Source organism: Pseudomonas sp. Pseusp10 (assembly GCF_059492225.1).
On sequence record NZ_CP168528.1, the window covers coordinates 5148460 to 5173030 of the forward strand.

The 24571-nt window shown below is 60.1% G+C and carries 22 protein-coding genes and 4 tRNA genes; 9 read left to right on the forward strand and 17 right to left on the reverse strand.

The window, feature by feature from the left end; translation table 11 throughout:
• Positions 1–3: 3 nt before the first annotated feature.
• Complete coding sequence (locus ACEN8Z_RS23420; protein ID WP_495595828.1) at positions 4–1140, forward strand: catalase family protein; 1137 nt, start codon at positions 4–6, stop codon at positions 1138–1140.
• A 190-nt stretch (positions 1141–1330) separates the two neighbouring features.
• Here ACEN8Z_RS23420 and ACEN8Z_RS23425 read toward each other — a convergent pair.
• The 4 genes from ACEN8Z_RS23425 to ACEN8Z_RS23440 all read right to left on the reverse strand — a co-directional run bounded on the left by ACEN8Z_RS23425 (position 1331) and on the right by ACEN8Z_RS23440 (position 1868).
• A tRNA-Asp gene (locus ACEN8Z_RS23425) sits at positions 1331–1407 on the reverse strand.
• A gap of 15 nt (positions 1408–1422) precedes the next feature.
• A tRNA-Val gene (locus tag ACEN8Z_RS23430) sits at positions 1423–1498 on the reverse strand.
• 198 nt (positions 1499–1696) lie between these two features.
• Positions 1697–1773: transfer RNA gene (locus ACEN8Z_RS23435), tRNA-Asp, on the reverse strand.
• Positions 1774–1792: 19 nt separating this feature from the next.
• A tRNA-Val gene (locus ACEN8Z_RS23440) sits at positions 1793–1868 on the reverse strand.
• 159 nt (positions 1869–2027) lie between these two features.
• Between ACEN8Z_RS23440 and rdgC the strand changes: the two genes are divergently transcribed.
• From rdgC to sugE, 3 genes are all read left to right on the forward strand, one after another.
• Positions 2028–2948: a recombination-associated protein RdgC gene (gene rdgC, locus ACEN8Z_RS23445; protein WP_007969735.1), complete on the forward strand. Its 921-nt coding sequence runs from the start codon at positions 2028–2030 to the stop codon at positions 2946–2948.
• A gap of 136 nt (positions 2949–3084) precedes the next feature.
• Positions 3085–4050, forward strand: a complete 966-nt coding sequence (locus tag ACEN8Z_RS23450; protein ID WP_008001225.1) for a bile acid:sodium symporter family protein — start codon at positions 3085–3087, stop codon at positions 4048–4050.
• A gap of 144 nt (positions 4051–4194) precedes the next feature.
• Positions 4195–4509 carry a quaternary ammonium compound efflux SMR transporter SugE gene (gene sugE / locus ACEN8Z_RS23455; RefSeq protein WP_008001227.1) on the forward strand — a complete coding sequence of 105 codons (315 nt, stop codon included), beginning with the start codon at positions 4195–4197 and terminating at the stop codon, positions 4507–4509.
• Positions 4510–4633: 124 nt separating this feature from the next.
• On the opposite strand, the gene ACEN8Z_RS23460 is transcribed toward sugE, so the two are convergent.
• The 3 genes from ACEN8Z_RS23460 to ACEN8Z_RS23470 all read right to left on the reverse strand — a co-directional run bounded on the left by ACEN8Z_RS23460 (position 4634) and on the right by ACEN8Z_RS23470 (position 9052).
• The gene (locus ACEN8Z_RS23460; protein ID WP_495595829.1) at positions 4634–6508 is read right to left on the reverse strand and encodes an MFS transporter; all 1875 of its coding nucleotides are present in this window, start codon (positions 6506–6508) and stop codon (positions 4634–4636) included.
• Between the two features lie 96 nt (positions 6509–6604).
• Positions 6605–7756 carry a TDT family transporter gene (locus ACEN8Z_RS23465; protein ID WP_495595830.1) on the reverse strand — a complete coding sequence of 384 codons (1152 nt, stop codon included), beginning with the start codon at positions 7754–7756 and terminating at the stop codon, positions 6605–6607.
• Positions 7757–7861: 105 nt separating this feature from the next.
• Complete coding sequence (locus ACEN8Z_RS23470) at positions 7862–9052, reverse strand: MFS transporter (RefSeq protein ID WP_495595831.1); 1191 nt, start codon at positions 9050–9052, stop codon at positions 7862–7864.
• A 114-nt stretch (positions 9053–9166) separates the two neighbouring features.
• Between ACEN8Z_RS23470 and ACEN8Z_RS23475 the strand changes: the two genes are divergently transcribed.
• Both ACEN8Z_RS23475 and ACEN8Z_RS23480 read left to right on the forward strand, forming a co-directional pair.
• On the forward strand, positions 9167–9703 hold the full coding sequence (locus ACEN8Z_RS23475) for a TetR/AcrR family transcriptional regulator (protein WP_495595832.1): 537 nt from the start codon (positions 9167–9169) through the stop codon (positions 9701–9703).
• A 244-nt stretch (positions 9704–9947) separates the two neighbouring features.
• Positions 9948–13418, forward strand: coding sequence for a hybrid sensor histidine kinase/response regulator (locus ACEN8Z_RS23480; RefSeq protein WP_495595833.1), 3471 nt, complete (start codon positions 9948–9950; stop codon positions 13416–13418).
• 113 nt (positions 13419–13531) lie between these two features.
• On the opposite strand, the gene ACEN8Z_RS23485 is transcribed toward ACEN8Z_RS23480, so the two are convergent.
• Positions 13532–14896 (reverse strand): DNA recombination protein RmuC, encoded by a 1365-nt coding sequence (locus tag ACEN8Z_RS23485; protein ID WP_495598185.1) that lies wholly within the window; start codon positions 14894–14896, stop codon positions 13532–13534.
• Between the two features lie 175 nt (positions 14897–15071).
• Positions 15072–15395 carry a sel1 repeat family protein gene (locus ACEN8Z_RS23490; protein WP_495595834.1) on the reverse strand — a complete coding sequence of 108 codons (324 nt, stop codon included), beginning with the start codon at positions 15393–15395 and terminating at the stop codon, positions 15072–15074.
• Between the two features lie 1007 nt (positions 15396–16402).
• On the opposite strand from ACEN8Z_RS23490, the gene ACEN8Z_RS23495 reads away from it, so the two are divergent.
• The 3 genes from ACEN8Z_RS23495 to ACEN8Z_RS23505 all read left to right on the forward strand — a co-directional run bounded on the left by ACEN8Z_RS23495 (position 16403) and on the right by ACEN8Z_RS23505 (position 18806).
• Positions 16403–16627, forward strand: coding sequence for a hypothetical protein (locus ACEN8Z_RS23495; RefSeq protein ID WP_019407963.1), 225 nt, complete (start codon positions 16403–16405; stop codon positions 16625–16627).
• Between the two features lie 278 nt (positions 16628–16905).
• On the forward strand, positions 16906–17388 hold the full coding sequence (locus ACEN8Z_RS23500) for a hypothetical protein (protein ID WP_007984504.1): 483 nt from the start codon (positions 16906–16908) through the stop codon (positions 17386–17388).
• 146 nt (positions 17389–17534) lie between these two features.
• Entirely contained in the window at positions 17535–18806 is a 1272-nt protein-coding gene (locus ACEN8Z_RS23505) for an OmpP1/FadL family transporter (RefSeq protein ID WP_495595835.1), read from the forward strand.
• A 180-nt stretch (positions 18807–18986) separates the two neighbouring features.
• On the opposite strand, the gene ACEN8Z_RS23510 is transcribed toward ACEN8Z_RS23505, so the two are convergent.
• The 8 genes from ACEN8Z_RS23510 to cobU form a co-directional block, all read right to left on the reverse strand.
• Positions 18987–19553 (reverse strand): glutathione peroxidase, encoded by a 567-nt coding sequence (locus ACEN8Z_RS23510; protein ID WP_495595836.1) that lies wholly within the window; start codon positions 19551–19553, stop codon positions 18987–18989.
• A gap of 56 nt (positions 19554–19609) precedes the next feature.
• The gene (locus ACEN8Z_RS23515) at positions 19610–19732 is read right to left on the reverse strand and encodes a hypothetical protein (protein WP_495595837.1); all 123 of its coding nucleotides are present in this window, start codon (positions 19730–19732) and stop codon (positions 19610–19612) included.
• Positions 19729–20937: an MFS transporter gene (locus ACEN8Z_RS23520; protein ID WP_495595838.1), complete on the reverse strand. Its 1209-nt coding sequence runs from the start codon at positions 20935–20937 to the stop codon at positions 19729–19731. Before ACEN8Z_RS23520 ends, ACEN8Z_RS23515 begins: the two co-directional genes overlap by 4 nt.
• A gap of 52 nt (positions 20938–20989) precedes the next feature.
• Entirely contained in the window at positions 20990–21394 is a 405-nt protein-coding gene (locus ACEN8Z_RS23525) for a MarR family winged helix-turn-helix transcriptional regulator (RefSeq protein ID WP_007984513.1), read from the reverse strand.
• Between the two features lie 157 nt (positions 21395–21551).
• Complete coding sequence (locus ACEN8Z_RS23530; protein WP_495595839.1) at positions 21552–22283, reverse strand: adenosylcobinamide-GDP ribazoletransferase; 732 nt, start codon at positions 22281–22283, stop codon at positions 21552–21554.
• 2 nt (positions 22284–22285) lie between these two features.
• The gene (gene cobC / locus ACEN8Z_RS23535; RefSeq protein WP_495595840.1) at positions 22286–22861 is read right to left on the reverse strand and encodes an alpha-ribazole phosphatase family protein; all 576 of its coding nucleotides are present in this window, start codon (positions 22859–22861) and stop codon (positions 22286–22288) included.
• Entirely contained in the window at positions 22858–23913 is a 1056-nt protein-coding gene (gene cobT, locus ACEN8Z_RS23540; RefSeq protein ID WP_495595841.1) for a nicotinate-nucleotide--dimethylbenzimidazole phosphoribosyltransferase, read from the reverse strand. The genes cobC and cobT overlap by 4 nt, the downstream gene beginning before the upstream one ends.
• A complete protein-coding gene (cobU, locus tag ACEN8Z_RS23545) occupies positions 23910–24431 on the reverse strand; it encodes a bifunctional adenosylcobinamide kinase/adenosylcobinamide-phosphate guanylyltransferase (RefSeq protein WP_495595842.1) in 522 nt (173 codons plus the stop codon). The genes cobT and cobU overlap by 4 nt, the downstream gene beginning before the upstream one ends.
• Positions 24432–24571 lie beyond the last annotated feature (140 nt).

A 24571-nucleotide genomic window follows, 5' to 3' on the forward strand; every position in this document is an offset into this window, starting at 1 on the left:
CTCATGCTGATTACACTCTGGCTGCGCTTGGGCGCCTTCCTCGGCAAGCTGTTGCTGTGGCTGCTGGGTCTTGGAGTGCTTGGCTGGGCATTGGCCAGCGCCTGGTTTGCCTGGCAGCAGCGCGGACCGGTCTCGGCGCAGGAGTCGATTGCGGACGATGAAGCCGCGATGACCCAGGACATCATCCAGACCGCTGTGCGCATCGTCGATCAGCACCGTGAAAGCACCCGCTACCTGCGTGACGCCCATGCCAAGGCCCACGGCTGCGTCAAAGCCGAAGTTCAGGTGTTGCCGGATCTGGCCAGCGAATTGCGCCAGGGCGTGTTCAGCGAGCCGGGCAAAACCTGGCAAGCGACGATGCGCCTGTCCAATGGCAATGCCTACCCGCAGTTCGACAGCATCCGCGATGCCCGGGGCATGGCGATCAAGCTGTTCGATGTTCCGGGCAAACAACTATTGAGCGATCAGCAGGGGCGAAGCGAACAGGACTTTGTGATGTTCAGCCATCCGAACTTCTTTGTAAGTAACGTGGCCGAATACCGTCAGAACGTCGCTGCCCAGGCCGACGGTAAAAAAATGATGGCGTTCTTTCCGGGCCGGGACCCGCGCTCGTGGCAAGTTCGCCACTTGTTTATTGCCTTGGCAACATTGTCCCCTGCTCCATCGAGCCCAACCCGGACGACGTACTTTTCGGTTTCACCCTACAAATTCGGTGAAGCCAATGCGAAGTTCCGGGTCATGCCCGACCCGGGCAGTTGCCCGGCCTACAACCCGCCGGAACAAAATCGCAAGTTGCCGAACTTCCTGCGCAATGCGCTGAATCAACAGTTATCGAACGACCAGGTACCCGCGTGTTTCGTCTTGCAAATCCAGCGACAGGACGCCAACAAGTACATGCCGATTGAAGACACCAGCATTGAGTGGCGCGAGAGCGATGCGCCCTTCGAGACCGTGGCACGGATCAATGTGCCGGCGCAGGACTTCGATACACCGGTGCTGAACCTGCAATGCGACAACCAGTCATTCAATCCCTGGTTCGGTATCGAGGCACACCGCCCCATCGGCGGGATCAATCGCCTGCGCAAAGCCGTGTATGAAGCCGTCAGCGACTACCGTCACGCCCGCAATGCCGGACTGTAGGAGCGAGCTTGCTCGCGAAAAAACCATGGGCGCCGCTGGGCATCTGAAATTACGCGTTATCGTTAACGTCCTTCGCGAGCTGGCTCGCTCCTACAGGGAGCGAGGAAAGCCAAATCCCGGACAGCAAAAAGCCCGCACAAGGCGGGCTTTCTGTGGTGACCTGGCGTTCAGTGTTCCAGGTTACCGAATATGGCGCAGCGGACGGGACTCGAACCCGCGACCCCCGGCGTGACAGGCCGGTATTCTAACCGACTGAACTACCGCTGCGCGTAGCGTTGAAAGTGGTGGGTGATGACGGGATCGAACCGCCGACATTCTGCTTGTAAGGCAGACGCTCTCCCAGCTGAGCTAATCACCCTTTACCTTCGTTGCGGGGCACATTATGCCACAGGTTTTTATAAAGTGTTGATTTATTTGAAGTTTTTTCAAAAAAATCTAAAAACCGGTGAAACGATGCAACCCACAGGAACAACAGTCAAACTTGAGACAGAAAAAAGCCCGCATCAGCGGGCTTTTCCGTGGCGACCTGGCGTTCAGTGTTCCAGGTTACCGAATATGGCGCAGCGGACGGGACTCGAACCCGCGACCCCCGGCGTGACAGGCCGGTATTCTAACCGACTGAACTACCGCTGCGCGTAACACTGAAAACGAATGGTGGGTGATGACGGGATCGAACCGCCGACATTCTGCTTGTAAGGCAGACGCTCTCCCAGCTGAGCTAATCACCCTTCGCTTCGGTGTGGCGCGCATTCTACGGAGCGACCCAACCTCTGGCAAGCACTTTTTAAAATAATTTTCTCAGGCCTTCCAAAGGCTTAGAGAAAGGTTGGCCTATGGCACGGCGAAGACAATAATGCCCCCCTTTGTATAAAGGAGAGACTCACCCCATGTGGTTCAAAAACCTGCTTATCTATCGCCTGACCCAAGATCTGCCTGTTGATGCCGAGGCGTTGGAAACTGCACTGGCCACCAAACTGGCGCGTCCATGTGCAAGCCAGGAGTTGACCACCTACGGTTTCGTCGCGCCGTTCGGCAAAGGCGAAGATGCGCCGCTGGTGCACGTCAGTGGTGACTTCCTGCTGGTGTCCGCCCGCAAGGAAGAACGTATTTTGCCGGGCAGCGTCGTGCGTGACGCGGTCAAGGAAAAGGTCGAAGAGATCGAAGCCGAGCAAATGCGCAAGGTCTATAAGAAGGAACGCGATCAAATCAAGGATGAAATCATCCAGGCCTTCCTGCCTCGTGCCTTTATCCGCCGCTCGTCGACCTTTGCTGCCATCGCGCCGAAACAGGGTCTGATCCTGGTCAACTCGGCCAGCCCGAAACGCGCCGAAGACTTGCTGTCGACCTTGCGCGAAGTGATCGGCACCCTGCCGGTGCGTCCGCTGACCGTGAAAATGTCCCCGACCGCTACCATGACCGAGTGGGTCACCACGCAGAAAGCCGCGGACGATTTCTTTGTACTGGACGAGTGCGAACTGCGCGACACCCACGAAGACGGCGGCATTGTGCGTTGCAAGCGTCAAGACCTGACCAGCGAAGAAATCCAGTTGCACCTGAGCACCGGCAAAGTGGTCACTCAGCTGTCCCTGGCCTGGCAGGACAAACTGTCATTCGTCCTCGACGACAAGATGGTGGTCAAGCGCCTGAAGTTCGAAGACCTGCTGCAAGACCAGGCGGAACAGGATGGCGGCGACGAAGCCCTGGGCCAACTGGACGCCAGCTTCACCCTGATGATGCTGACCTTCGGCGACTTCCTGCCGGCGCTGGTTGAAGCGCTGGGTGGTGAAGAGACTCCGCAGGGGATCTAAAGGCTAGCGATCTCTTCTGTAGGAGCGAGCTTGCTCGCGATGGTGTGTCAGTCGCCCCTCTTTGTCTGACACACCATCGCGAGCAAGCTCGCTCCTACAGGGGTTTTGTAGCGTCACTTAAAACAAGGATCAGGCCATGCGCGCACTGGCTGCATTGAGTCGTTTTGTCGGCAACACCTTCGCTTACTGGGTACTGATTTTCGCTGTCGTGGCGTTTCTGCAGCCGGCGTGGTTCCTCGGCCTCAAAGGCGCCATCGTGCCCTTGCTCGGGCTGGTGATGTTCGGCATGGGCCTGACCCTCAAGCTCGAAGACTTCGCCGAAGTCGCTCGCCATCCCTGGCGCGTGGCTCTGGGCGTGGTTGCACATTTCGTGATCATGCCGGGCGTGGCGTGGTTGCTCTGCCAGGTGTTCCATTTGCCGCCGGAAATCGCCGTCGGCGTGATTCTGGTCGGCTGCTGCCCAAGCGGCACCTCGTCGAACGTGATGACCTGGCTGGCCCGTGGCGACCTGGCGCTGTCGGTGGCCATCGCCGCCGTCACCACCCTCCTCGCTCCACTGCTGACGCCGGCGCTGATCTGGCTGCTGGCCTCGGCCTGGTTGCCGGTGTCGTTCATGGAGTTGTTCTGGTCGATCCTGCAAGTGGTGTTGCTGCCGATCGTGCTGGGCGTGGTTGCCCAACGGTTGCTCGGCAACAAAGTCCGTCATGCGGTGGACGTTTTACCGCTGGTGTCGGTGGTCAGCATCGTGATCATCGTCACGGCAGTCGTCGCCGCCAGCCAGGCGAAGATTGCCGAGTCGGGCCTGTTGATCATGGCCGTGGTCATGCTGCACAACAGCTTTGGCTACCTGCTGGGTTACTTCACCGGGCGCCTGTTCAAGCTGCCTCTGGCCCAGCGCAAGTCCCTGGCCCTGGAAGTCGGCATGCAGAACTCCGGATTGGGTGCCGCGTTGGCCAGTGCGCACTTCTCGCCACTGGCGGCAGTGCCAAGTGCATTGTTCAGTGTCTGGCACAATATTTCCGGGGCATTGCTCTCCACGTATTTCCGCCGTATGAGTGAAAAGCAGGATCGGGAAATAGCGGCGCAACAGGTCAGTGACTGACTCGCGATCTTGATCCGCGATCTTGATCTGAAAACTTGATCCCCGGGTTAATGCTGGGCACTATATTGCCCATCGCGAGGACGACCTCGCGGCTCGATCGAGTCATTAATCTGGGGACGACCCCGTCAGACGATGGAGGTCTTCATGTCCTGGATCATTCTGTTTTTCGCCGGCCTGTTCGAAGTGGGCTGGGCCGTCGGCCTCAAGTACACCGACGGCTTCACCCGCCCGCTCCCCACTGTGTTGACCGTTACGGCCATGGCTATCAGCCTTGGCTTGCTCGGCCTTGCAATGAAGGAACTGCCTCTGGGTACGGCCTATGCGATCTGGACCGGTGTCGGCGCCGTTGGCACGGTGATCGCCGGGATCATTCTGTTTGGCGAGTCGATGGCGCTGGTGAGGCTGGCGAGTGTGGCGTTGATCATTAGCGGATTGGTCGGGCTCAAGGTCAGCGCCTGATTTTCAGACCGCCATCGCGAGCAAGCTCGCTCCCACAGGGCCGGAGGTGAATCACACATTTTGTGTACACCTGCGATTATTGTGGGAGCGGGCTTGCCCGCGATGAGGCCAGCACAACCAGCGGCTATCTAACTGCCCCGCGCAACTCCCCCACCAATGCCTGCAACTTCGCCGGCTCTGCCACTTCAAACGCCACCGCCGGCCCCGCCACCAACGTCACTCGCGACCACAGGCGATGAAACAGCCCCTTGCCCGGATCGCGGCTGAAGAAACTCCCCCACAACCCCTGCAAGGCCAATGGAATCACCGGCACCGGCGTCTCTTCGAGAATCCGCGTCAACCCGCCCTTGAACTCATTGATCTCGCCATCGGCGGTCAATTTACCCTCGGGGAAGATGCACACCAGTTCACCGTCCTTCAGATACCGGGCAATGCGCGTGAAGGCCTTTTCGTAGATCTGGATGTCTTCATGACGCCCCGCGATAGGAATCGTCCCCGCGGTACGGAAGATGAAGTTCAGCACCGGCAGGTTGTAGATCTTGTAATACATCACGAAGCGAATCGGCCGACGCACCGCGCCGCCAATCAGCAAGGCATCGACGAATGACACGTGGTTGCACACCAGTAACGCTGCGCCTTCTTCGGGGATCAAGTCCAGATTGCGGTGCTCGACGCGGTACATGGAATGGCTGAGCAGCCAGATCATGAAACGCATGGTGAACTCGGGGACGATCTTGAAGATGTAGGCGTTGACGCCGATGTTCAGCAACGACACCACCAGGAACAGCTGCGGGATCGACAGTTTGGCCACACTCAGCAAGACGATCGAGACAATCGCCGACACCACCATGAACAACGCATTGAGGATGTTGTTGGCGGCAATCACCCGCGCCCGCTCGTTCTCCGCCGTGCGTGACTGGATCAGCGCGTACAGCGGCACGATGTAGAAACCACCGAAGACGCCCAGGCCGAGGATGTCGAGCAACACCAGCCAGGCGTGGCCAAAACCGAGGATTTCGATCCAGCCATGGCCGGCGGCGCTGTCCGGTATTGAGCCGGAATGCCACCACAGCAGCAGACCGAATACGGTCAGGCCGAACGATCCGAACGGCACCAGTCCGATCTCGACTTTGCGCCCTGAGAGCCTCTCGCACAGCATCGAACCCAATGCGATGCCGACCGAGAACACCGTCAGAATCAGCGTCACCACGGTTTCGTCGCCGTGCATCCACTCCTTGGCATAGGCCGGGATCTGCGTCAGATAAATCGCCCCGACAAACCAGAACCACGAGTTGCCGACAATCGAACGTGACACCGCCGGCGTTTGCCCCAGGCCCAGTTTCAACGTGGCCCAGGACTGACTGAAGATGTTCCAGTTCAGGCGCAATTGCGGCGTGGCGGCCGCCGCGCGGGGAATGCTGCGACTGGCCAGGTAGCCGAGCACGGCAATGCCGATGATCGCCGTGGACACCACCGGTGCGTAATGCGCCGAAGACATCATGACCCCGGCGCCAATGGTGCCGGCAAGGATCGCCAGGAAGGTGCCCATTTCCACCAGGCCGTTGCCACCCACCAGCTCATCTTCATGCAAGGCTTGCGGCAGGATCGAATATTTCACCGGCCCGAACAGCGCCGAATGGGTGCCCATGGCGAACAGCGCCACCAGCATCAGCGACAGGTGATCGAACAGGAAGCCGACGGCGCCGACCGCCATGATGGCGATTTCCCCAAGCTTGATCAGGCGGATCAGCGCATCCTTGGCGAATTTTTCCCCGAATTGCCCGGCCAGGGCCGAGAACAGGAAAAATGGCAGAATGAACAGCAGCGCACACAGGTTGACCCAGATAGAGCGGTCGCCCTCAATGGTCAGCTTGTACAAAATGGCCAGGATCAGCGACTGCTTGAACAGGTTGTCGTTGAACGCCCCAAGGGACTGGGTAATGAAGAACGGCAGGAAGCGCCGGGTACGCAACAAGGTGAACTGTGAGGGGTGACTCATCTTCCATGTGTCCCTGATTATGTAGAGAGTGGCCTGGATACTGTAATTGGAGTATCGAAACTCGATTCAGGCCACACCTTACCTAATCTTTGCCGGTTATTTCTTCAATCCGGCAATGCACGGCGAGACAAACAGCTCGCCCCGCCAGGCGCCCAGCACGGTGCGCTTGCCGACAATCAGCCACATCACCGCCAGCAACGCCACCAGCACACAGCCAAACACATTGAAAAACGTCAGGTTCAAGGTGCTGGCCAGTTTCAATGTCGCTAGAGAATAGACGCCCAACGGAAAGGTAAAGCCCCACCAGCCGAGATTGAACGGAATGCCGGCACGCAAGTAGCGCACGGTAATCAGCAGCGCCATCAGCATCCACCACAGGCCGAAACCCCACAGGGTGATGCCGGCCACCAGCCCCAATCCTGCCGCAATTTCACCGACTCCCGGCAGACCATTGGCGGAGAAGATGAGCGGTGCATCGCCGCCCAGCACCAGCATGCCCAACGCACCGGTGCCGATCGGGCCAAGGGCCAGCCAGCTCGAGGCGGCCATGTTTTCGTGGGGCAGTTTATGCAGGGCCATGCGCAGCAACAGAATGGTCAGGATGCTGAAGGCCACCGGCAGGGAAAAAGCCCAGAGCACGTAGCTGGTCACCAGCACCACCAGTTGCGAATGAGCGTCGGCCAAATGCGGCGCCAACAGACCACCGCTGGCGGCCGCCACTTCCGCCGCGACCACCGGCAACAGCCAGACGGCGGTCATCTGGTCGATGCTGTGCTCCTGACGGGTGAACATCATGTAGGGGATCAGCACGCCGCAGGCCAGCGACATGACCACATCCAGCCACCACAGCACCTCGGCCAGCGAAATCACCCCTTCGCCCCAGCGCGGCAGGCCGAATACCAGGAAGCCATTGATGATGGTCGCCAGGCCCATGGGGATGGTGCCGAAAAACATCGAAACCGTGGAGTGGCCGAAAATCCGCCGCGCTTCGTCGAAAAACAGTACCCAACGCGCCGTGTATAGCGCCGTAAACAGCAGAAACAGCACGATATTGAACAGCCAGAGGGCTTCGGCAAAGGCGTGCAAGGCGGGCATGGCGACCGGCAATTGCGCCAGTGCCAACGCCAGCACGCCGGTACCCATGGTGGCCGCGAACCAGTTGGGAGTGAACTGGCGGATCACTTCGCGTGGGTGCTGCAGGTGACTGAACGGTTTGATTCCGGGCTTGATGCTATTGGCGCATGTCATGGCGAACTCCTGTCCTCTCGTGAGGTAGAGCCCATGTTAGATCCGAATAGAATATCTATATAACGGGTAATATCTCTATATGTTATCTATTACATAGATATTTAATCAGGAACTGGCCTCACATGCCCTGTCTGAACGCGGGCGCATCAAACCTGCCAAAGCGCCAAGGGCCAGAAGTATCAACACCGCGCCATAACCGTCGACGGTCGCCACCAAACCGAGGGTTCGGCTCAGGTTCCCGGCCAGTAACGATGGCAGGCAGAAGGCGAGATAGCTGAGCGCGTAATACGCCGATACCAGCCCGGCACGCTCATGGGGCAAGGCCAGCGGCACCAGGCTACGCAAGGTGCCAAGAAAACCGGAGCCGAAACCACACCCTGCGACCAGGGTGCCAAGGAAGAACAGCAGCAGGCTGGCACTGTGCACACCCAGCAAAATCAGCACGACACCCGTTGGCATCATGCTGGCGCCCAATAATAACGCCTTGCCGGCGGGTCGGTTGCGCATGCTGTAAATCATCAGCGCACCGGTCAACGTCAAGGCGGCAACGGTCGCCCCGCCAATCATGTTCGAGGTCGAGCCCGTGGCCGTGCGCACCAACGAAGGCGCCAGGGAAGCGTAGAAACCGCCGAGAGCCCACAGGGCAGTATTGAGCGGCAGCACCCGCCACAAAGTGGAGCGCGCTTGCAGCGGCACATGCAGAGTAGGTCGCAATGAGGCCCAAACCCCGGCCTGCCGCGAGACGCGTTCCGGCAAGCGCCAGACATACAACGCCTGCATCACAAACAATGCCAGCAGCAGCCAGAACGTCAGATGCAACGGCGCCGGGGCGAATTCGGCTAACGCACCGCAGCCCAACCCGCCAATGGCCATACCGGTCAACGGTGCAACGCTATTGACCAGCGGCCCCCGTTCGCGGTCGGTATCCAGTAGCGTTGCGCCCAGCACCGCGGTAGCCATGCCGGTGGCAAAACCTTGCAGCACCCGGGCACTGATCAGCCATGCAACGCTATCGGCGTAGATAAACAGCAGCATCGCCAGGACGTTCAGCACCACCGCTGTGAAAATCACCGGTTTGCGCCCCAGGTAATCCGACAGCGATCCGACCGTCAGCAACGCCGCCAACAGACTGAGGGCGTAGACGGCAAAAATCAGGGTCAAGGTCGCGGCCGAAAACTGCATCTGCTCCTGATACAGGTGATACAGCGGCGTCGGCGCGGTGGAGGCCGCCAGGAAACTGAGCAAGGTAACGGCGAGAAACCACAGACTGGCACGGTTTGATTGAGAACTGGACATAGGCGCGCTCCGCAAAAGCTAACTTTTTGCTTTTGCGGAGTGTGCTACTGGATCCCTCTTAAAGCAAATTCTTTGTGTTAAGGTCCCAGGCATGGCTTTTACAGGAAACCCAGAATGACAGCTCCCACCTTACGCCCGGGCGGACGCAGCGCACGGGTACAAGAGTCGATTCATTCGGCCGTGCGTCAACTCCTCGAGGAGCAGGATCGCGCGAGCCTGACCGTGCCGCAAATTGCTGCGCGCGCAGGCGTTACACCCTCGACCATCTATCGTCGCTGGGGTGATTTGTCGGCGCTGCTGGCCGACGTCGCCCTCGCCCGTATGCAGCCCGACAACAACCCCACCCACACCGGCAGCCTGCGCGGCGATATTCGAGCCTGGGCCGAACAGTACCTGGACGAAATGAGCTCCGAACCTGGTCGCAACATGCTGCGCGACGTACAGGCGGCTCTCAAGCCAAGTTACTGCGCGACTATTATTGCCGGGCAGTTGCAGACGATTCTGGATCGCTATCCGGATGAGCCAAAGCCCAGTGTCGATCGGCTGATCAATCTGATCGCCGCTCCGACGGTGTTTCGCATCCTGTTTTCCGAGGCGCCGCTTGAGGGTGAAGAGTTGCATCGGTTGATCGAGATCGCATTCAGTCAGTGAGGCCCCCATCGTCGGAACGCCGCCCGGACCAAGCTCGCTCCCACAGGGGGCGGCGAACACAGGGCAAATGTGGGAGCGAGCTTGGTCCGGGCGGCGTTCCGACGATGGGGCCAGTCCAGACACTGCAAATCCACCTGCGACACCCCGCCACGCCACGACCTTGGTCGACACTGACTAACGCTGGCGGTCGTGCGAGACTGTCTGTCCGGGCGGGAGGTCCGGGTGTCTTTTGTCTGGAGTTCCCATGTCGCTGTCCAGCGGGTTGATTGCCGCCGTTGCCCTGGCCTATATGGCCATCATGTTCGCCATCGCCTTCTATGGCGACCGTCGCAGCGCGCCCTTGCCGCCGCGTGTGCGGGCCTGGGTGTACAGCCTGTCGCTGGCGGTCTATTGCACCAGTTGGACCTTCTTCGGCGCAGTGGGCCAGGCCGCCGAACAGCTCTGGTCGTTTCTGCCGATCTACCTCGGGCCGATCCTGTTGCTGGTCGGCGCGCCGTGGGTCCTGCAAAAAATGGTGATGATCAGCAAACAGGAGAACATCACCTCCATCGCCGACTTCATCGCCGCGCGCTATGGCAAATCCCAGTCATTGGCGGTGGTGGTGGCGCTGATTTGCCTGGTCGGCGTGCTGCCCTACATCGCGCTGCAACTCAAGGGCATTGTGCTCGGCGTGAACCTGCTGATCGGCGCCGGTGCCGACGCCATGGGCACCCGCGCCCAGGACACCGCACTGATCGTGTCACTGGTATTGGCACTGTTCACTATTGTCTTCGGTACCCGCAACCTCGACGCCACGGAACACCACCGCGGCATGGTGTTGGCCATTGCCTTCGAATCACTGGTCAAGCTGTTCGCGTTTCTCGCCGTCGGCGCCTTCGTGACCTACGGCCTGTACGATGGTTTCGACGACCTGTTCGACCAGGCCATGCTGGCGCCGCGACTCGAACAGTACTGGAAGGAAACCATCAACTGGCCGTCGATGGTGGTGCAGACCGGTGTCGCGATGATGGCGATCATTTGCTTGCCGCGGCAGTTTCACGTGACCGTTGTCGAGAACATCGAGCCCCAGGACCTGCGCTTGGCCAAATGGGTATTTCCGGCCTACCTCGCCCTCGCCGCATTGTTTGTCGTGCCGATCGCGCTGGCCGGCCAGATGCTGCTGCCCAGCTCGGTGTTGCCGGACTCGTTCGTCATCAGCCTGCCTCTGGCCCAGGCGCATCCGGCATTGGCCCTGCTGGCGTTTATCGGTGGCGCATCGGCGGCCACCGGCATGGTGATTGTGGCCAGCGTGGCGCTGTCGACCATGGTTTCCAACGACATGCTGTTGCCGTGGTTGCTACGTCGCAATAACGCCGAGCGCCCGTTCGAAGTGTTCCGCCAGTGGATGTTGTCGGTACGCCGCGTCAGCATCGTGGTCATTCTGCTGCTGGCCTACGTCAGTTACCGCCTGCTGGGCTCGACCGCCAGCCTGGCGACCATTGGCCAGATTGCCTTTGCCGCCGTGACCCAACTGGCCCCCGCCATGCTCGGTGCGCTGTACTGGAAACAGGCCAACCGCCGGGGCGTTTTCGCTGGTCTCGCCGCGGGCACGTTCCTGTGGTTCTACACCTTGATCCTGCCGATTGCCGCCCTCAGCCTCGGCCTGTCCTTGAGTACATTCCCGGGGCTGGCCTGGTTGCACAGCAATCCACTGAACCTGCCAATCACCCCGCTGACCCAGGGCGTAGTGCTGTCGCTGGCCGGCAACTTCACGCTGTTTGCCTGGGTCTCGGTACTGTCCCGCACCCGGGTTTCCGAGCACTGGCAGGCAGGCCGCTTCATCGGCCAGGAAATCAGCGCCCGCCCTAGCGCACGCTCGATGCTGGCGGTACAGATCGACGACCTGCTGCAACTGGCGGCTCGCTTCGTCGGCGAAGAACGCGCCCGTCAGAGCTTCATCCGTTTTGCCTATCGCCAGGGCAAAGGTTTCAACCCGAACCAGAACGCCGACGGTGAATGGATCGCCCATACCGAACGCCTGCTGGCCGGTGTGCTCGGTGCCTCTTCGACCCGCGCGGTGGTAAAAGCCGCCATCGAAGGTCGGGAGATGCAACTGGAGGACGTCGTACGGATCGCCGACGAAGCCTCTGAAGTCCTGCAATTCAATCGAGCGTTGCTACAAGGCGCCATCGAAAACATTACCCAGGGCATCAGCGTGGTCGACCAGTCGCTGAAACTGGTGGCCTGGAACCGGCGCTACCTGGAGCTGTTCAACTACCCGGACGGCTTGATCAGCGTCGGTCGGCCGATTGCCGATATCATCCGCTACAACGCCGAGCGTGGCCTGTGCGGCCCCGGTGAAGCCGAAGTGCACGTCGCCCGTCGCCTGCACTGGATGCGTCAGGGACGAGCGCATACTTCCGAACGCTTGTTCCCCAACGGCCGGGTGATCGAACTGATCGGCAACCCGATGCCGGGCGGCGGCTTCGTCATGAGTTTCACCGACATCACCCCGTTCCGCGAAGCCGAATACGCGCTGACCGAAGCTAACGAGGGCCTGGAGCAGCGGGTGGCGGAACGTACCCATGAACTGTCGCAGCTCAACGTGGCCCTGACCGAAGCCAAGGGCACCGCCGAAGCGGCCAATCAGTCGAAAACCCGATTCCTGACGGCCGTCAGCCATGACTTGATGCAACCTTTGAACGCTGCTCGACTGTTTTCCGCAGCCCTGACCCATCAGGAGGAAGGCTTGTCCGAGGAGGCGCAAAAACTGGTGCGGCATCTGGACAGCTCACTGCGTTCAGCTGAGGACCTGATCAGTGACTTGCTGGATATTTCCCGCCTGGAAAACGGCAAGATCAATCCGGATGCCAAGCCGTTCGCGCTAAATGAATTGTTCGACACCCTCGGCGCCGAATTCAAGGTACTGGCCCGGGAACAAGGGCTGGAGTTCCGCGTCCGGGGCAGCAGGCTACGTATCGACAGCGACATCAAACTGTTGCGGCGGATCTTGCAGAACTTCCTGACCAACGCCTTCCGCTACGCCAAAGGCCCTGTGCTACTAGGGGTTCGCCGGCATAAGGAAGCATTGAGCCTGGAAGTCTGGGACCGTGGGCCGGGTATCCCGGAAGATAAACGACAGGTGATTTTCGAAGAGTTCAAGCGCCTCGACAGTCACCAGACCCGGGCCGAAAAAGGCCTCGGCCTGGGGCTGGCGATTGCCGACGGGCTCTGTCGCGTGCTCGGCCATACCTTGCGCGTACGCTCCTGGCCGGGACGCGGTAGCGTGTTCAGCGTCAGCGTGCCGCTGGCCCGGGCGCAAACCGCAGCGCCGGTCAAAGTCGCCGAGCTCAATGGCAAATTGCTCAATGGGGCACAGGTGCTGTGTATCGACAACGAGGACAGCATCCTGATCGGCATGAACAGCTTGCTCAGTCGCTGGGGCTGCCAGGTCTGGACCGCGCGCAATCGCGAGGAATGCGCAACGCTGCTGGGCGAAGGCGTACGCCCGCAATTGGCGCTGGTGGATTACCACCTCGATCATGGCGAGACCGGAACCGATTTGATGGCCTGGTTGCGCACGCAAATGGGCGAGCCGGTTCCGGGGGTGGTGATCAGCGCCGATGGCCGGCCGGAGACGGTCGACCAGGTGCATGCCGCGGGGCTGGATTACCTGGCCAAACCGGTGAAACCAGCGGCGTTGCGGGCGTTGTTGAGTCGGTATTTGCCGTTGTAACGCGCAAGGTTTGACCTTTGCGGTGGTGCGACTGCCGTCATCGCGAGCAAGCTCGCTCCCACAGGGGGTACGCGGTCAACTGTGGGAGCGAGCTTGCTCGCGATGCTTTTCAGCTATTCCGGTAACTCGACCAACCCATCGACATCCGTCATCGCCCGCTCCAGCAAATCCGCCGGCAGGCTCTTGCTCGCCCTTGCCCCCAGCAGCTTGAGCTGTTCACTGCGACTGACCAGGTTGCCACGCCCTTCTGTCAGTTTGTTGCGTGCCGAACTGTAGGCTTTGTCCAGCTGCTGCAGGCGATTGCCGACTTCATCCAGGTCCTGGATGAACAGCACAAACTTGTCGTACAGCCACCCGGCCCGTTCGGCGATTTCCCGGGCATTCTGGCTCTGGCGCTCCTGCTTCCACAGGCTGTCGATGACGCGCAGAGTCGCCAGCAACGTGGTAGGGCTGACGATCACGATGTTGCGATCGAATGCCTCCTGGAACAGCGTTGGCTCAGCCTGCAACGCGGCAGAAAACGCCGCTTCGATCGGCACGAAGAGCAACACGAAATCCAGGCTGTGCAAGCCATCGAGGCGTTTGTAATCCTTGCCGGCCAGGCCTTTGACGTGATTGCGCAACGACAGCACGTGCTGCTTGATGGCGATCTGGCCGATGGCCTCGTCCTCAGCCGCGACGTATTGCTGATAGGCCGTCAGGCTGACCTTGGAGTCGACCACCACCTGCTTGTCGCCCGGCAGGTAAATGATCACGTCCGGCTGGAAGCGCTCGCCGTCCGGTCCCTTGAGATTGACCTGAGTCTGGTACTCGCGACCCTTCTCCAGCCCCGCATGCTCAAGCACACGCTCAAGAATCAGTTCGCCCCAATTGCCCTGGGTCTTCTGCCCTTTCAAGGCTCGGGTCAGGTTGGTAGCTTCATCGCTCAAGCGCAGATTCAACTGCTGCAGGCGCTCCAGTTCCTTGGCCAGGGAGAATCGCTCGCGAGCCTCGTTCTGATAGCTTTCCTCGACACGCTTTTCGAAGGACTGGATGCGCTCCTTGAGTGGATCGAGCAACTGCCCCAGACGCTGTTGACTGGTTTCGGCAAAACGCTGCTCGCGCTCATCAAAGATTTTTCCCGCCAGTTCAGCAAACTGCGCCCGCAGTTCGTCTCGCGAACCTTGCAGGTCGTTGAGGCGTTGCTGGTGACTGTCCTGTTGCTCGCGCAATTCGGCGTTGAGCGACGCGGCCTGGGCATCCAGGCGGCGCAATTCGGCTTCCTTGCCGGCGCGCTCGATATTCCACGCATGGGCGGCGTCCCGGGCGTCGTCGCGCTCGATCTGCAGCAGTTCGACTTCACGACGCAGCGCAGCCAGATCAGCCAGTTTGGCGGCATTGGCCTGGGTCAGATCAGCGACTTCATCACGGCTGGATTCGAGCTGTGCATTCAATCCGTCCTGCGCCAGTTGCGCCATGGCCAGGCGCTCCTGCAGCAGTGCAACGTCCGCTTGCGTGGTGCTGGCCCGACGCTGAAGTTGCCAGGCCAAAACCAGCAACGGCAACGCAGCCGCTGCCAGCCCCAGCAATACGCTGGTCAAGTCCATTGCCATAGCCACTCCTGCCATTCGGATAAAGCCTGAAGGTTAACCAAGGCGTCCGGTCTTGGACAGCTCAGTCTTCGATCAGCCCCAGTTCCTGTTGAGCGCGGCGATCGCCTGCCCGAGCGGCCTGACGCAGCAGGTCCTGGCCGATCCGGCGGTCCAGGGCGTTCCCGCACTCCCGGCACATCAACTGGCCAAGGCGGCTTTGCGCAGCCACCACGCCTTCACGGGCCGGTTGCTTGAGCAAACGTCCGGCGATGTGTTTGACGTTACGGTTTTCACCCAGATGCGGACTGTCCAACAGCCACTCCGCCACGCGCATGGAAAAGCGCTTGGTAGGGGCAACAGAGGGTATTGTGGAGGAAGAGGAAACAGGGGCTGAGCGAAACTTCATAAAGCACTGTGGGGCAGATCAGAAGGCGCGCAACTTTACTCTCTTTTTCTTACAGGTAAAGCTGAAAATATCCCGGCACGCCCGTGCTAGAGCAAGCGCTCGGGACAATCCACAGAAGCTGTGGATAACTCAGTGGACAACCGCCCTCGAACCCGCTCAAAGCCCTGTGGAATGGGGCTCGCAGTCAAACTGACGATTTTTTCACCAGTAAAAAAAAGCGATGTTTTTCATTGACTTAAATTTTCGTTACAGGCAGCCATTGCGCTTGAACGTGAGATGACAGCGGGGTGACAGACTGCGCAACTAATGTGCACAAGTGCCTTTGCGACGGTTATATCCATGCACTTTTTCGGCGCATTTTTTTGTCACGCCTGGGGATAAGCCTTGGCAAACCCGGTGTTTAGACGGCTGCGTTGCTACCAACGTCGATGACCGATGGTCGGATTTTGCTCTGCTACAGGGCGTATCAATCGGAGGCAGCGCAGCTTCATACGCTTATCTACAAGGCAAAAACACCCCGATTGAGCACCTGCCGGGAAATTCTTTTTGCTAACACACTTCCCTTGGCCAGTTCAATCCGTTAGTATCCGCGGCGTTAGTACCAAGCTGAAAGTCAATTCTGGTCGAACAAATCCCCCCGGTCAGCCTTCCCGACGGAAGCCTCCACCGAACAAGCGGGATCGACCACCTCGATGGTTTCCAGGTAAATCTTGCGCCAACACAACCTTTGAATCGAAAGCAAAGGGTGTTGCTCCGTCTGCTTACTCTGCTCGAACCAACCTGCAAATTGATCAGGATCTTCACCCCGGGCCCAGAACCTTTGCCCTTGATGTGTTGCCTGCCCTCCTAAGTACCTACCTGCCAGCCCAAGCGCGCCAACTTGTCAGCGCTTCAAACTGGCTGCTTTGTTCCAGTCGGGTTCTTCGTTCGATCAATGGTGATCGACGTTACTGGAACGTTTTAACGTTGCACGGTTCTTATCCGTGTCATATGCAGGAACACCATTAATGTCTACTCAAATCCACACTCAGGATGCCATCCGCACCCTAACCAACGCTTTTGCTCCAATGAACTGCCTGATCATGGCCGCTCGCAAAGGCTGCTTCAGCTTCACCCTGGTCAACGAACACGGTATCGCTCGTCACAGCGAACGCCTGTACCCCGATCAATACTCCAGCGCCGAGCCGCTGCAGGCCGTGATCGAGCGTACCCGTCAGGCACTGATTGCCTGAAACGCCAGAAAGGCTGGAAACCCGAAAGCCCTGCCCGAAAAGCAGGGCTTTTTATTGCCCGATGTTTCCCTCCCCCCTCGAACCACGACTAAGCACGATCCGATATAACGGTTATAACTGATCGCTGGAAATATTTTAAAAACAGGCCTTTACAGCGCGAATATGACACTACACTTCAACTCAAGCGGCTTGACCCGCTTGCGGCGAGCCTGAGTCGATTCACTGCTGCCAAGCCCCTCTTTCAGGTATCGCCGTCCATTTCAGGTTTCGAGGGTTTTATGGGTATCGCTGCCAGCGAACTGTGCCGCTACGTGATTCGTCCGACCCTGATCTACCTCGGACGTCATAGCGCTACTGCCGAATCCCTGCTGCTGGGCATTGCCGCCAGCCAGTCTGCCCTCGGTTCCGCCCTGCATGACCGCCGCGGGCACGGCCTGTACCGCATTGCCGAGCCCCGCCACCAGGCCCTTTGGGACCATTACCTGGCCCTTGATCCGGAACGTGCGAGCCTGGTCCGCGGCCTGGCCAGCCAGCATGCGTTTCTGAGTGGCCCGCACCTCGAACTGACCGTCAACCTGCGTTACGCCACAGCCATCGCCTGGCTGCTGGTGGAAGAACAGAATACCCCCCTCCCCGCCCCTGATGACTTGTTAGGTATGGCCAGAATCTGGCGCCAGACCTTTCAGCCCCAAGGGCGTCTGCGTGACTTCACCTGCGCCTGGCAAACCTGTGTTTCACCCTTGAATCAGGTAGCCTGCTGATCCCTCTGGATCCAAAGTTCGCGCATCACGCCGCGATTTTGGTCGGATTGTCCTACAAAACCGCTCTAAATCAAGGCATACAGGCTATGGCGCCGGGACGAAAATGTTGGTAATTTTCGCCCCGGTGATCACCAGGAGTTCTAATAATGAAAAAAGTAATGCTCAAAACCACCATCAGTCTCGCCGTTGCCATGGCATCCACCCAGATTTTCGCAAGTGGCTTTGCCGTTAACGAACAAAGCATCAGCGGGATGGGTACGGGTTTTGCCGGGCGATCTTCCTCTGCCGATGACGCAAGTACAATTTTTGGCAACCCTGCCGGCATGTCGCGCATCAAGCGCGAACAAGTCACCGGCGGTGTTGCGATGATCGACGCACACACTGACATCAGCCACGCCAGCTCCAGCCCGAACAGTGGCACCAACAAAGGCGACATGGTTCCATTGATCGCCGTACCCATGGGCTACTACGTCAAGCCAATCGACGACCAGTGGGCCTTCGGTGTGGGCGTATACGCACCATTCGGTCTGGTAACCGACTACGAGAACGGCTTTGCCGGTCGTTACTTCGGCAGCAAGAGCGAAGTTAAAATCGTCACCCTGCAACCGACTGTCAGCTACGCCTTCAACGACAAGGTTTCCATCGGTTTCGGCCCGACCATCAACCGCATTGACGGTACCCTGGAATCGAACCTGTCGATCACCCAGGCCGCGCCAGACGGCAAGGTCAAGATCACAGGTGACGACACTGCGCTGGGCTACAACATCGGCGTGCTGGTTCAAGCCACCGACAGCACTCGCGTCGGCCTGACCTACCACTCGAAAGTGAAGTACAAGCTCGAAGGTAACACCAAGGTCAACTACAACGTGCTGGGCCTGATCGGCCAGAACCCAAACCAGAAATACGACGCTACGCTGGACCTGACCACACCTGAATCGGTGGACTTCTCGGTCACTCACCAGCTCGACGACAAGTGGACTCTTTACGCAGGCAGCACCTGGACCCGCTGGAGCCGCCTGAAAGAAATCACCGTTGAAAACAAAGGCGTTCCAGCTGTTCTGAATGGCCAGTTCGGCACCATCACCGAAGAACAGAACTGGCACGACACCTGGGCTCACGCCATTGGCGCGTCCTACCAGCTGAACAAGCAATGGGTACTGCGTACCGGTCTGTCCGTTGACCAGGCACCGACCAACAACGTTAACCGTTCCCCACGCATCCCGACTGGCGATCGCAAGATTTTCAGCGTGGGCGCCGGCTGGAGCCCGACCGACGACCTGACCATCGACCTGGCGTATTCGTACCTGCACGAAGAGTCGGTCAAGGTCAACAACAGCAACAACCGTGGCCAGAGCTACAACGCCGAGTATGAAAACTACGCGAACGGTTTCGGTCTCGGTGCGACCTACCGCTTCTGATGATTCCCGGCGAGCCTGAACCGCTCGCCATCCGAATCGAAAAAGCCCCGCTCTCCTCACGGAGGCGGGGCTTTTCATTTGTAGGAGCGAGCCTGCTCGCGATGGACGCGAACGATGACGCGTGCTTTCAGGATGTACGAGGCGCCTTGAGGTTTTCGCGAGCAAGCTCGCTCCTACAGGTCAGGGGGCCGAAACCAGCGGTGGCGAAGCCAGGGCTTTTTCTACCGCGGCGATGAGTTCGGGATCATCCGGCTTGGTCAGGCTGGAAAAACTGGCGATCACCTTGCCTTGGCGATCCACCACGTACTTATAGAAATTCCACTTCGGCGCGCTGGCTTGACTGGCCAGGACTTTGAACAAATGCGTCGCCTCTTCGCCACGAACCTTTTGCGGCTCGGTCATGGTGAAGGTCACGCCATAATTGACGTAGCAGACCTTGGCGGTCTCGGCGCCATCCTTTGACTCCTGCTTGAAGTCGTTGGACGGAACGCCAATCACCTCCAGCCCTTGACCCTTGAAGCGCTGGTTCAGCGCCTCAAGGCTTTTGAATTGCGGAGCAAATCCACAGAAGCTTGCGGTATTGACCACCACCAACGGTTTGCCGGCGAAGCGCTGGCACAAATCGATGGATTCCCTGGCATGCAACTTGGGCAAAGAGCCTTGCAAAAGATCCGGGCAATCTGCCGCTTGAGCCAACCCGGTGAACGCGACCAGTAACGCAGGAACTGCAAGCCAGCGCATCAACATGTCTGGACATCCTTGAGAAATCGTCAGGATTCGACGTTACTCGCCCCGCCATCCCCCTAGCAAGTCCCCATGCCCAACTGCAAAAGCGCCAGCCCGCCCTGATGCCAGCCCCACCACGTCAGGGCAAGCAGCAAGGTGAAGACCGCGAAAACCGTGATACGAGGCCAGAGACTGTTCATGTCGCACTCATTTGTGTTTGCAGACGCTCCACCGGCCGTTCACGCACCGGCCAGTTCAGGGCGGCAGCCAACAGACTGAGAAGAATCGCGACCTGCCAGATCAAGTCATAGCTGCCGGTACGATCGTACACCACGCCACCCAACCAGCCGCCCAGGAACGAACCGAGCTGGTGAAACAGGAAAACAATCCCACCGAGCATGGACAGGTTTCGCACGCCAAACAAGGTCGCCACCGTGCCGTTGGTCAAGGGCACCGTCGACAGCCACAGGAAGCCCATGGCCATGCCGAACAGGTAGGCCGTGGTCGTGGTCACCGGCGCCCACAGGAACAACGCAATGACCACCGCCCGCAGCAGGTACAAACCGGTGAGCAAACGTGGCTTGGACATGCGCCCGCCGAGCCAGCCGGCGGTATAGGTGCCGAAGATGTTGAACAGGCCGATCAGCGCCAGCACCGTGGTGCCGACCGTGGCGGGTAGATGCTGGTCCACCAGATAGGCCGGCAAGTGCACACCGATGAACACCACCTGGAATCCGCAGACAAAAAAACCGAACGCCAGCAGCCAGAATCCGGAATGGGAGCAGGCTTCGCGCAGCGCTTCGCCAAGGGTTTGTTCGTGGCCCATGACGGGCAGCGGCTTGTCCTTGAGCATGCTCACCAGCGGCACGATCAACGCCACCAGCAAGCCCAGCGCCAGCAGCGCCGCGGACCAGCCAAGCCATCCGATCAAACCGAGTGTGCCGGGCAACATCGCGAACTGGCCGAACGAACCGGCAGCACTGGCGATCCCCATGCCCATGCTGCGTTTTTCCGGCGGTACTGCGCGGCCAACCACACCCAGAATCACCGAGAACGACGTACCGGACAGTCCGATGCCGATCAGCAGGCCGGCACTCAGGGACAGGGTCACCGCCGAGTCGGAGAGCCCCATGCAAATCAGCCCCGCCGCGTACAGGACGCCACCGATCAGCACCACTTTCGCCGCGCCGAAGCGGTCGGCCAGGGCGCCGGTGAATGGCTGGGCAAGACCCCAGATCAGGTTCTGCAGGGCAATGGCGAAGGCAAAGACTTCACGGCCCCAGCCGAACTCGGCACTCATCGGCGCCAGAAACAGCCCGAAGCCGTGTCGAACGCCCAGAGACAACGCAAGGATCAGCGCACTTCCCAACAGAACCCAGCCACATGTACGCCACATCGATGTCATTGTTGTTCTCCGGTAGCGGGTATATACCCGCTTATGATCGAAAAAACCGGCATCACGCCAGTTCGTCCAGCAGCTTCAATAAGATTTCGCGCTTCTCGGCGCCCAGGCGATCGATCAAACGCTGCTGCGCGGCTTCCCAGGCCGGCAAGGCCGCCTTCAGGCGCTCTGCCCCGGCCTCGGTCAGCAGGACGATGCGGTTGCGCATGTCCTCGCCCTCGACCAGTGTCACCAGGCCTTCACCTTCCAGTACCCGCAAATTGCGCCCCAAGGTGCTGCGATCAAGCCCCATGGCCTCGGCCAGGGTCGAGATGCTCGGCTGATCCAGACGTTGCAGATTGCACAGTAAAGAATACTGCGCAACATTGATCCCGAAGCCGTCGAGAGCGCCGTCGTAATGCCTGCTGACGCCACGGGCGGCGCGACGCAGGTTGATGCATAAGCATTGGGAGTCGAGCATGGTGCGTGTATATACCCGTGAGTGTGTTAAATCAAGTTACAAGGGAGTGGCGCCTGTTAGATCGCTATCGCGAGCAAGCTCGCTCCCACAGTTGATCGCATTCCAATGTGGGAGCGAGCTTGCTCGCGATGAGGCCGGAACATTCAATGCAACCCAATCAGGCCAGCGCCAAGCCTACCAGCACTGCAACTTCCAGCAACTCCAGCATCGCACCCGCCGTGTCACCCGTCGTACCACCCAGGCGCCGTAGCATCACCCGGCGCAGCCAGACGAACCCCAGCGCCGCCAGCAGCACCGCCAGTAGACCGCTGATACCTGCGATCAACACACAGACCAGCACGCTGACCGCCAACACCTGCTTGCCCGCCGAACGCGGAAGATGATCGGCCAATGCCTGCCCCAGGCCACCGGCGCGCACATAGGGTGTGGTCAAGAACAAACCGAGCAACGCACTGCGGCCTATCAACGGTACGATGATCAATGCCAGCGAATGCGGCTGCTCGATCAGCGCCAGCAGCGCGGTGAACTTGAGCAGCAACACCAGCACCAGCGTCACCACGGCGATCGGCCCGCTACGCGGGTCTTTCATGATGGTCAGCGTGCGCTCACGATCGCCAAACCCGCCGAGCCAAGCGTCGGCGCTGTCGGCCAGGCCATCCAGGTGCAACCCGCCGCTGAGCAGAACCCAAACGCAGAGCAGCAGCGCCGCGTGCAGCAACGTCGGCGTGCCAAGCAGCAGCCAGTTGAATGCCCACAGAATGACGCCAAACAATAATCCCACCAGCGGATAAAACAGCAGCGACCGCCCCAACGCCTGAGGCTCGGGCATACCGGGCAGGCGAACCGGCAGACTGCTTAGAAATTGCAGGGCGATCCAGAATGGCAGCATGGTCAGCGCATTTCCTTTAACAAGCCAGTCGGCTCCACGGTCAGCGAAAACAGCGCGCCATGCCCGACCTCTACGTTGAGCAGTTGCTCTCGCGGCAGCCCTCGCGCTTGTGCCAGCAATAGACGCATCACACCACCATGGCTGATCAGCAAAATGCGCTCACCGGCACAGGTCGAGTGCAAACGCTCCAGCGCTGCCAGCACCCGCGACGAAAACGCTGTAACCGGCTCACCCTGAGGCGGCGTGAACGAATAAGGATCGGCCCAGAACAACCCCAGGGCCTGCGCGTCGGTTTCCATCAACGCCGCCGCGCTTTGCCCTTCCCAAGCGCCGAAATGCAACTCCTGCAGGTCTTTATCCAGATGCACCGGCACCCCCAGTTGTGCACCGAGCTCCTCGGCAAACCGCGCACAACGCTGCAACGGCGAACTGACCAGCCGATCCCATGGCCCCTGCCCGATCACGGCGGCGCGCATCTGCGCCCAGCCCGTATCGGTCAACGCATCATCGATGCTGCCGCGCAAGCCGCCGCCGAGTTCGGTTTCACCGTGACGCAACAGATCCACGCGCAAGGTCATGCCGGACGATCTGCCACGGCGGCTTCGGCGAAGGTCGCCATCTGCCCGTGCAGGTCGCAAGCCAGACGCAGCAGCGGTACTGCCAATGCCGCGCCACTGCCTTCGCCAAGACGCAGGCCGAGATCGAGCAACGGCTGCGCATTCAGGGTTTCCAGCACATGGCGATGCCCTGGCTCGGCGCCGCGATGCCCGAACAACAGCCACTGCCGACACTCAGGATTCAAGCGCACCGCAACCAGCGCCGCGACACTGCAAATGAAGCCGTCCACCAGCACCGCGACACCTTCTTGAGCGCACGCGAGATAGGCACCGACCAGCGCGGCGATCTCAAAACCGCCGAGGTTGAACAACGTCTGCAAGACATCGCTACGCTGCGCGCCATGCAATGCCAGGGCGCGCTCGATCACCTGGGCTTTGTGGCTGACACCGTCAGCGTTGAGCCCGGTACCAGGCCCGGTCAAATGGCCCACCGGGCAATCGAGCAGTGCACACGCCAGGGCGCTGGCGGCGGTGGTGTTACCGATGCCCATTTCGCCACCGACAAACAACTGCGCACCCGAGGCAATCGCCCGCTGCACGCTGTCACGGCCGGCTTGCAGGGCAAGTTGCCCCTGGGCCGCGGTCATGGCCGGCCCCTGTACAAAATTGGCCGTGCCCGGGCCAACGTTCAGGTGGCGCACACCCGGCAGGTTCAACGACGGCGTCACCGTGCCAAGGTCAACCACCTCAAGGGAAGCGCCCATTTGCCGCGCCAGCACGCTGATCGCGGCACCACCGCTGACGAAGTTGTGCAACATCTGCCCGGTCACTTCCTGGGGAAACGCCGACACGCCCTCGGCGACGACGCCATGGTCACCGGCAAAAATCGCGATCCACACGAGCTCCAGACTCGGCTTGACCCGCCCCTGCAAACCCGCCAGTTGCACCGCCACCGATTCCAGCTGACCGAGGGAGCCGGCCGGTTTGGTCAGTTGCTGTTGCCGCGCCTGCGCTTGTTCGACCACTTGGGTATCGACCGGCTTGCACGGGTTCAGCCACCAGGATTGAGTCATAACGCAGTTCCTTTCAGAGTCAGGGGCAGGCCGGCGACGGTCAGAACGACACGCTGACAGCGCTCAGCCAGAGCTTGATGCAGCCAACCGGCTTCATCGACATAGCGGCGAGTCAACTCGCCCAGCGGCACGACACCCATTCCGGTCTCGTTGCTGACAAAAATGATTTCACCCGGCAACGACGCCAGGCAGTCCAGCAGAGCATCTCGCTCGGCTTGCAGGCGCCCGGCATCGTCGAGCATCAGCAGATTGGTCAGCCACAGGGTCAGGCAATCCACCAGCAGGCAGCGGTCGGCGCGGGCGGACTCACGCAGCACCCGGGCCAGCTCGACAGGTTCTTCGATCAATGCCCATTCGGCAGGACGACGAGCGCGGTGATGGGCCACCCGTTCGCTCATTTCTCCGTCCAGTGGCTGGCTGGTGGCGATGTAGGTCACGGCCAGAGCGCTGTCGATGGCGAGCTTTTCAGCCAGGCGACTCTTGCCGGAGCGAGCGCCGCCGAGGATCAGTTGGAGCATGGTTGTTTCCTTGAAATCTTTGGTGAGGCTGCTGGCCCCTTCGCGGGCAAGCCCGCTCCTACAGTTGATCTGCGCCGATCATAAATATTGGGTACACCTCATAACCCTGTAGGAGCGGGCTTGCCCGCGAAGGGGCCATG

Coding starts and splice junctions, on each gene's coding strand:
- ACEN8Z_RS23420 (WP_495595828.1), top strand. CDS start 4: ATGCTGATTACACTCTGGCTGCGCTTGGGCGCCTTCCTCGGCAAGCTG.
- rdgC (WP_007969735.1), top strand. CDS start 2,028: ATGTGGTTCAAAAACCTGCTTATCTATCGCCTGACCCAAGATCTGCCT.
- ACEN8Z_RS23450 (WP_008001225.1), top strand. CDS start 3,085: ATGCGCGCACTGGCTGCATTGAGTCGTTTTGTCGGCAACACCTTCGCT.
- sugE (WP_008001227.1), top strand. CDS start 4,195: ATGTCCTGGATCATTCTGTTTTTCGCCGGCCTGTTCGAAGTGGGCTGG.
- ACEN8Z_RS23460 (WP_495595829.1), bottom strand. CDS start 6,508: ATGAGTCACCCCTCACAGTTCACCTTGTTGCGTACCCGGCGCTTCCTG.
- ACEN8Z_RS23465 (WP_495595830.1), bottom strand. CDS start 7,756: ATGACATGCGCCAATAGCATCAAGCCCGGAATCAAACCGTTCAGTCAC.
- ACEN8Z_RS23470 (WP_495595831.1), bottom strand. CDS start 9,052: ATGTCCAGTTCTCAATCAAACCGTGCCAGTCTGTGGTTTCTCGCCGTT.
- ACEN8Z_RS23475 (WP_495595832.1), top strand. CDS start 9,167: ATGACAGCTCCCACCTTACGCCCGGGCGGACGCAGCGCACGGGTACAA.
- ACEN8Z_RS23480 (WP_495595833.1), top strand. CDS start 9,948: ATGTCGCTGTCCAGCGGGTTGATTGCCGCCGTTGCCCTGGCCTATATG.
- ACEN8Z_RS23490 (WP_495595834.1), bottom strand. CDS start 15,395: ATGAAGTTTCGCTCAGCCCCTGTTTCCTCTTCCTCCACAATACCCTCT.
- ACEN8Z_RS23495 (WP_019407963.1), top strand. CDS start 16,403: ATGTCTACTCAAATCCACACTCAGGATGCCATCCGCACCCTAACCAAC.
- ACEN8Z_RS23500 (WP_007984504.1), top strand. CDS start 16,906: ATGGGTATCGCTGCCAGCGAACTGTGCCGCTACGTGATTCGTCCGACC.
- ACEN8Z_RS23505 (WP_495595835.1), top strand. CDS start 17,535: ATGAAAAAAGTAATGCTCAAAACCACCATCAGTCTCGCCGTTGCCATG.
- ACEN8Z_RS23510 (WP_495595836.1), bottom strand. CDS start 19,553: ATGTTGATGCGCTGGCTTGCAGTTCCTGCGTTACTGGTCGCGTTCACC.
- ACEN8Z_RS23515 (WP_495595837.1), bottom strand. CDS start 19,732: ATGAACAGTCTCTGGCCTCGTATCACGGTTTTCGCGGTCTTCACCTTG.
- ACEN8Z_RS23520 (WP_495595838.1), bottom strand. CDS start 20,937: ATGACATCGATGTGGCGTACATGTGGCTGGGTTCTGTTGGGAAGTGCG.
- ACEN8Z_RS23525 (WP_007984513.1), bottom strand. CDS start 21,394: ATGCTCGACTCCCAATGCTTATGCATCAACCTGCGTCGCGCCGCCCGT.
- ACEN8Z_RS23530 (WP_495595839.1), bottom strand. CDS start 22,283: ATGCTGCCATTCTGGATCGCCCTGCAATTTCTAAGCAGTCTGCCGGTT.
- cobC (WP_495595840.1), bottom strand. CDS start 22,861: ATGACCTTGCGCGTGGATCTGTTGCGTCACGGTGAAACCGAACTCGGC.
- cobT (WP_495595841.1), bottom strand. CDS start 23,913: ATGACTCAATCCTGGTGGCTGAACCCGTGCAAGCCGGTCGATACCCAA.
- cobU (WP_495595842.1), bottom strand. CDS start 24,431: ATGCTCCAACTGATCCTCGGCGGCGCTCGCTCCGGCAAGAGTCGCCTG.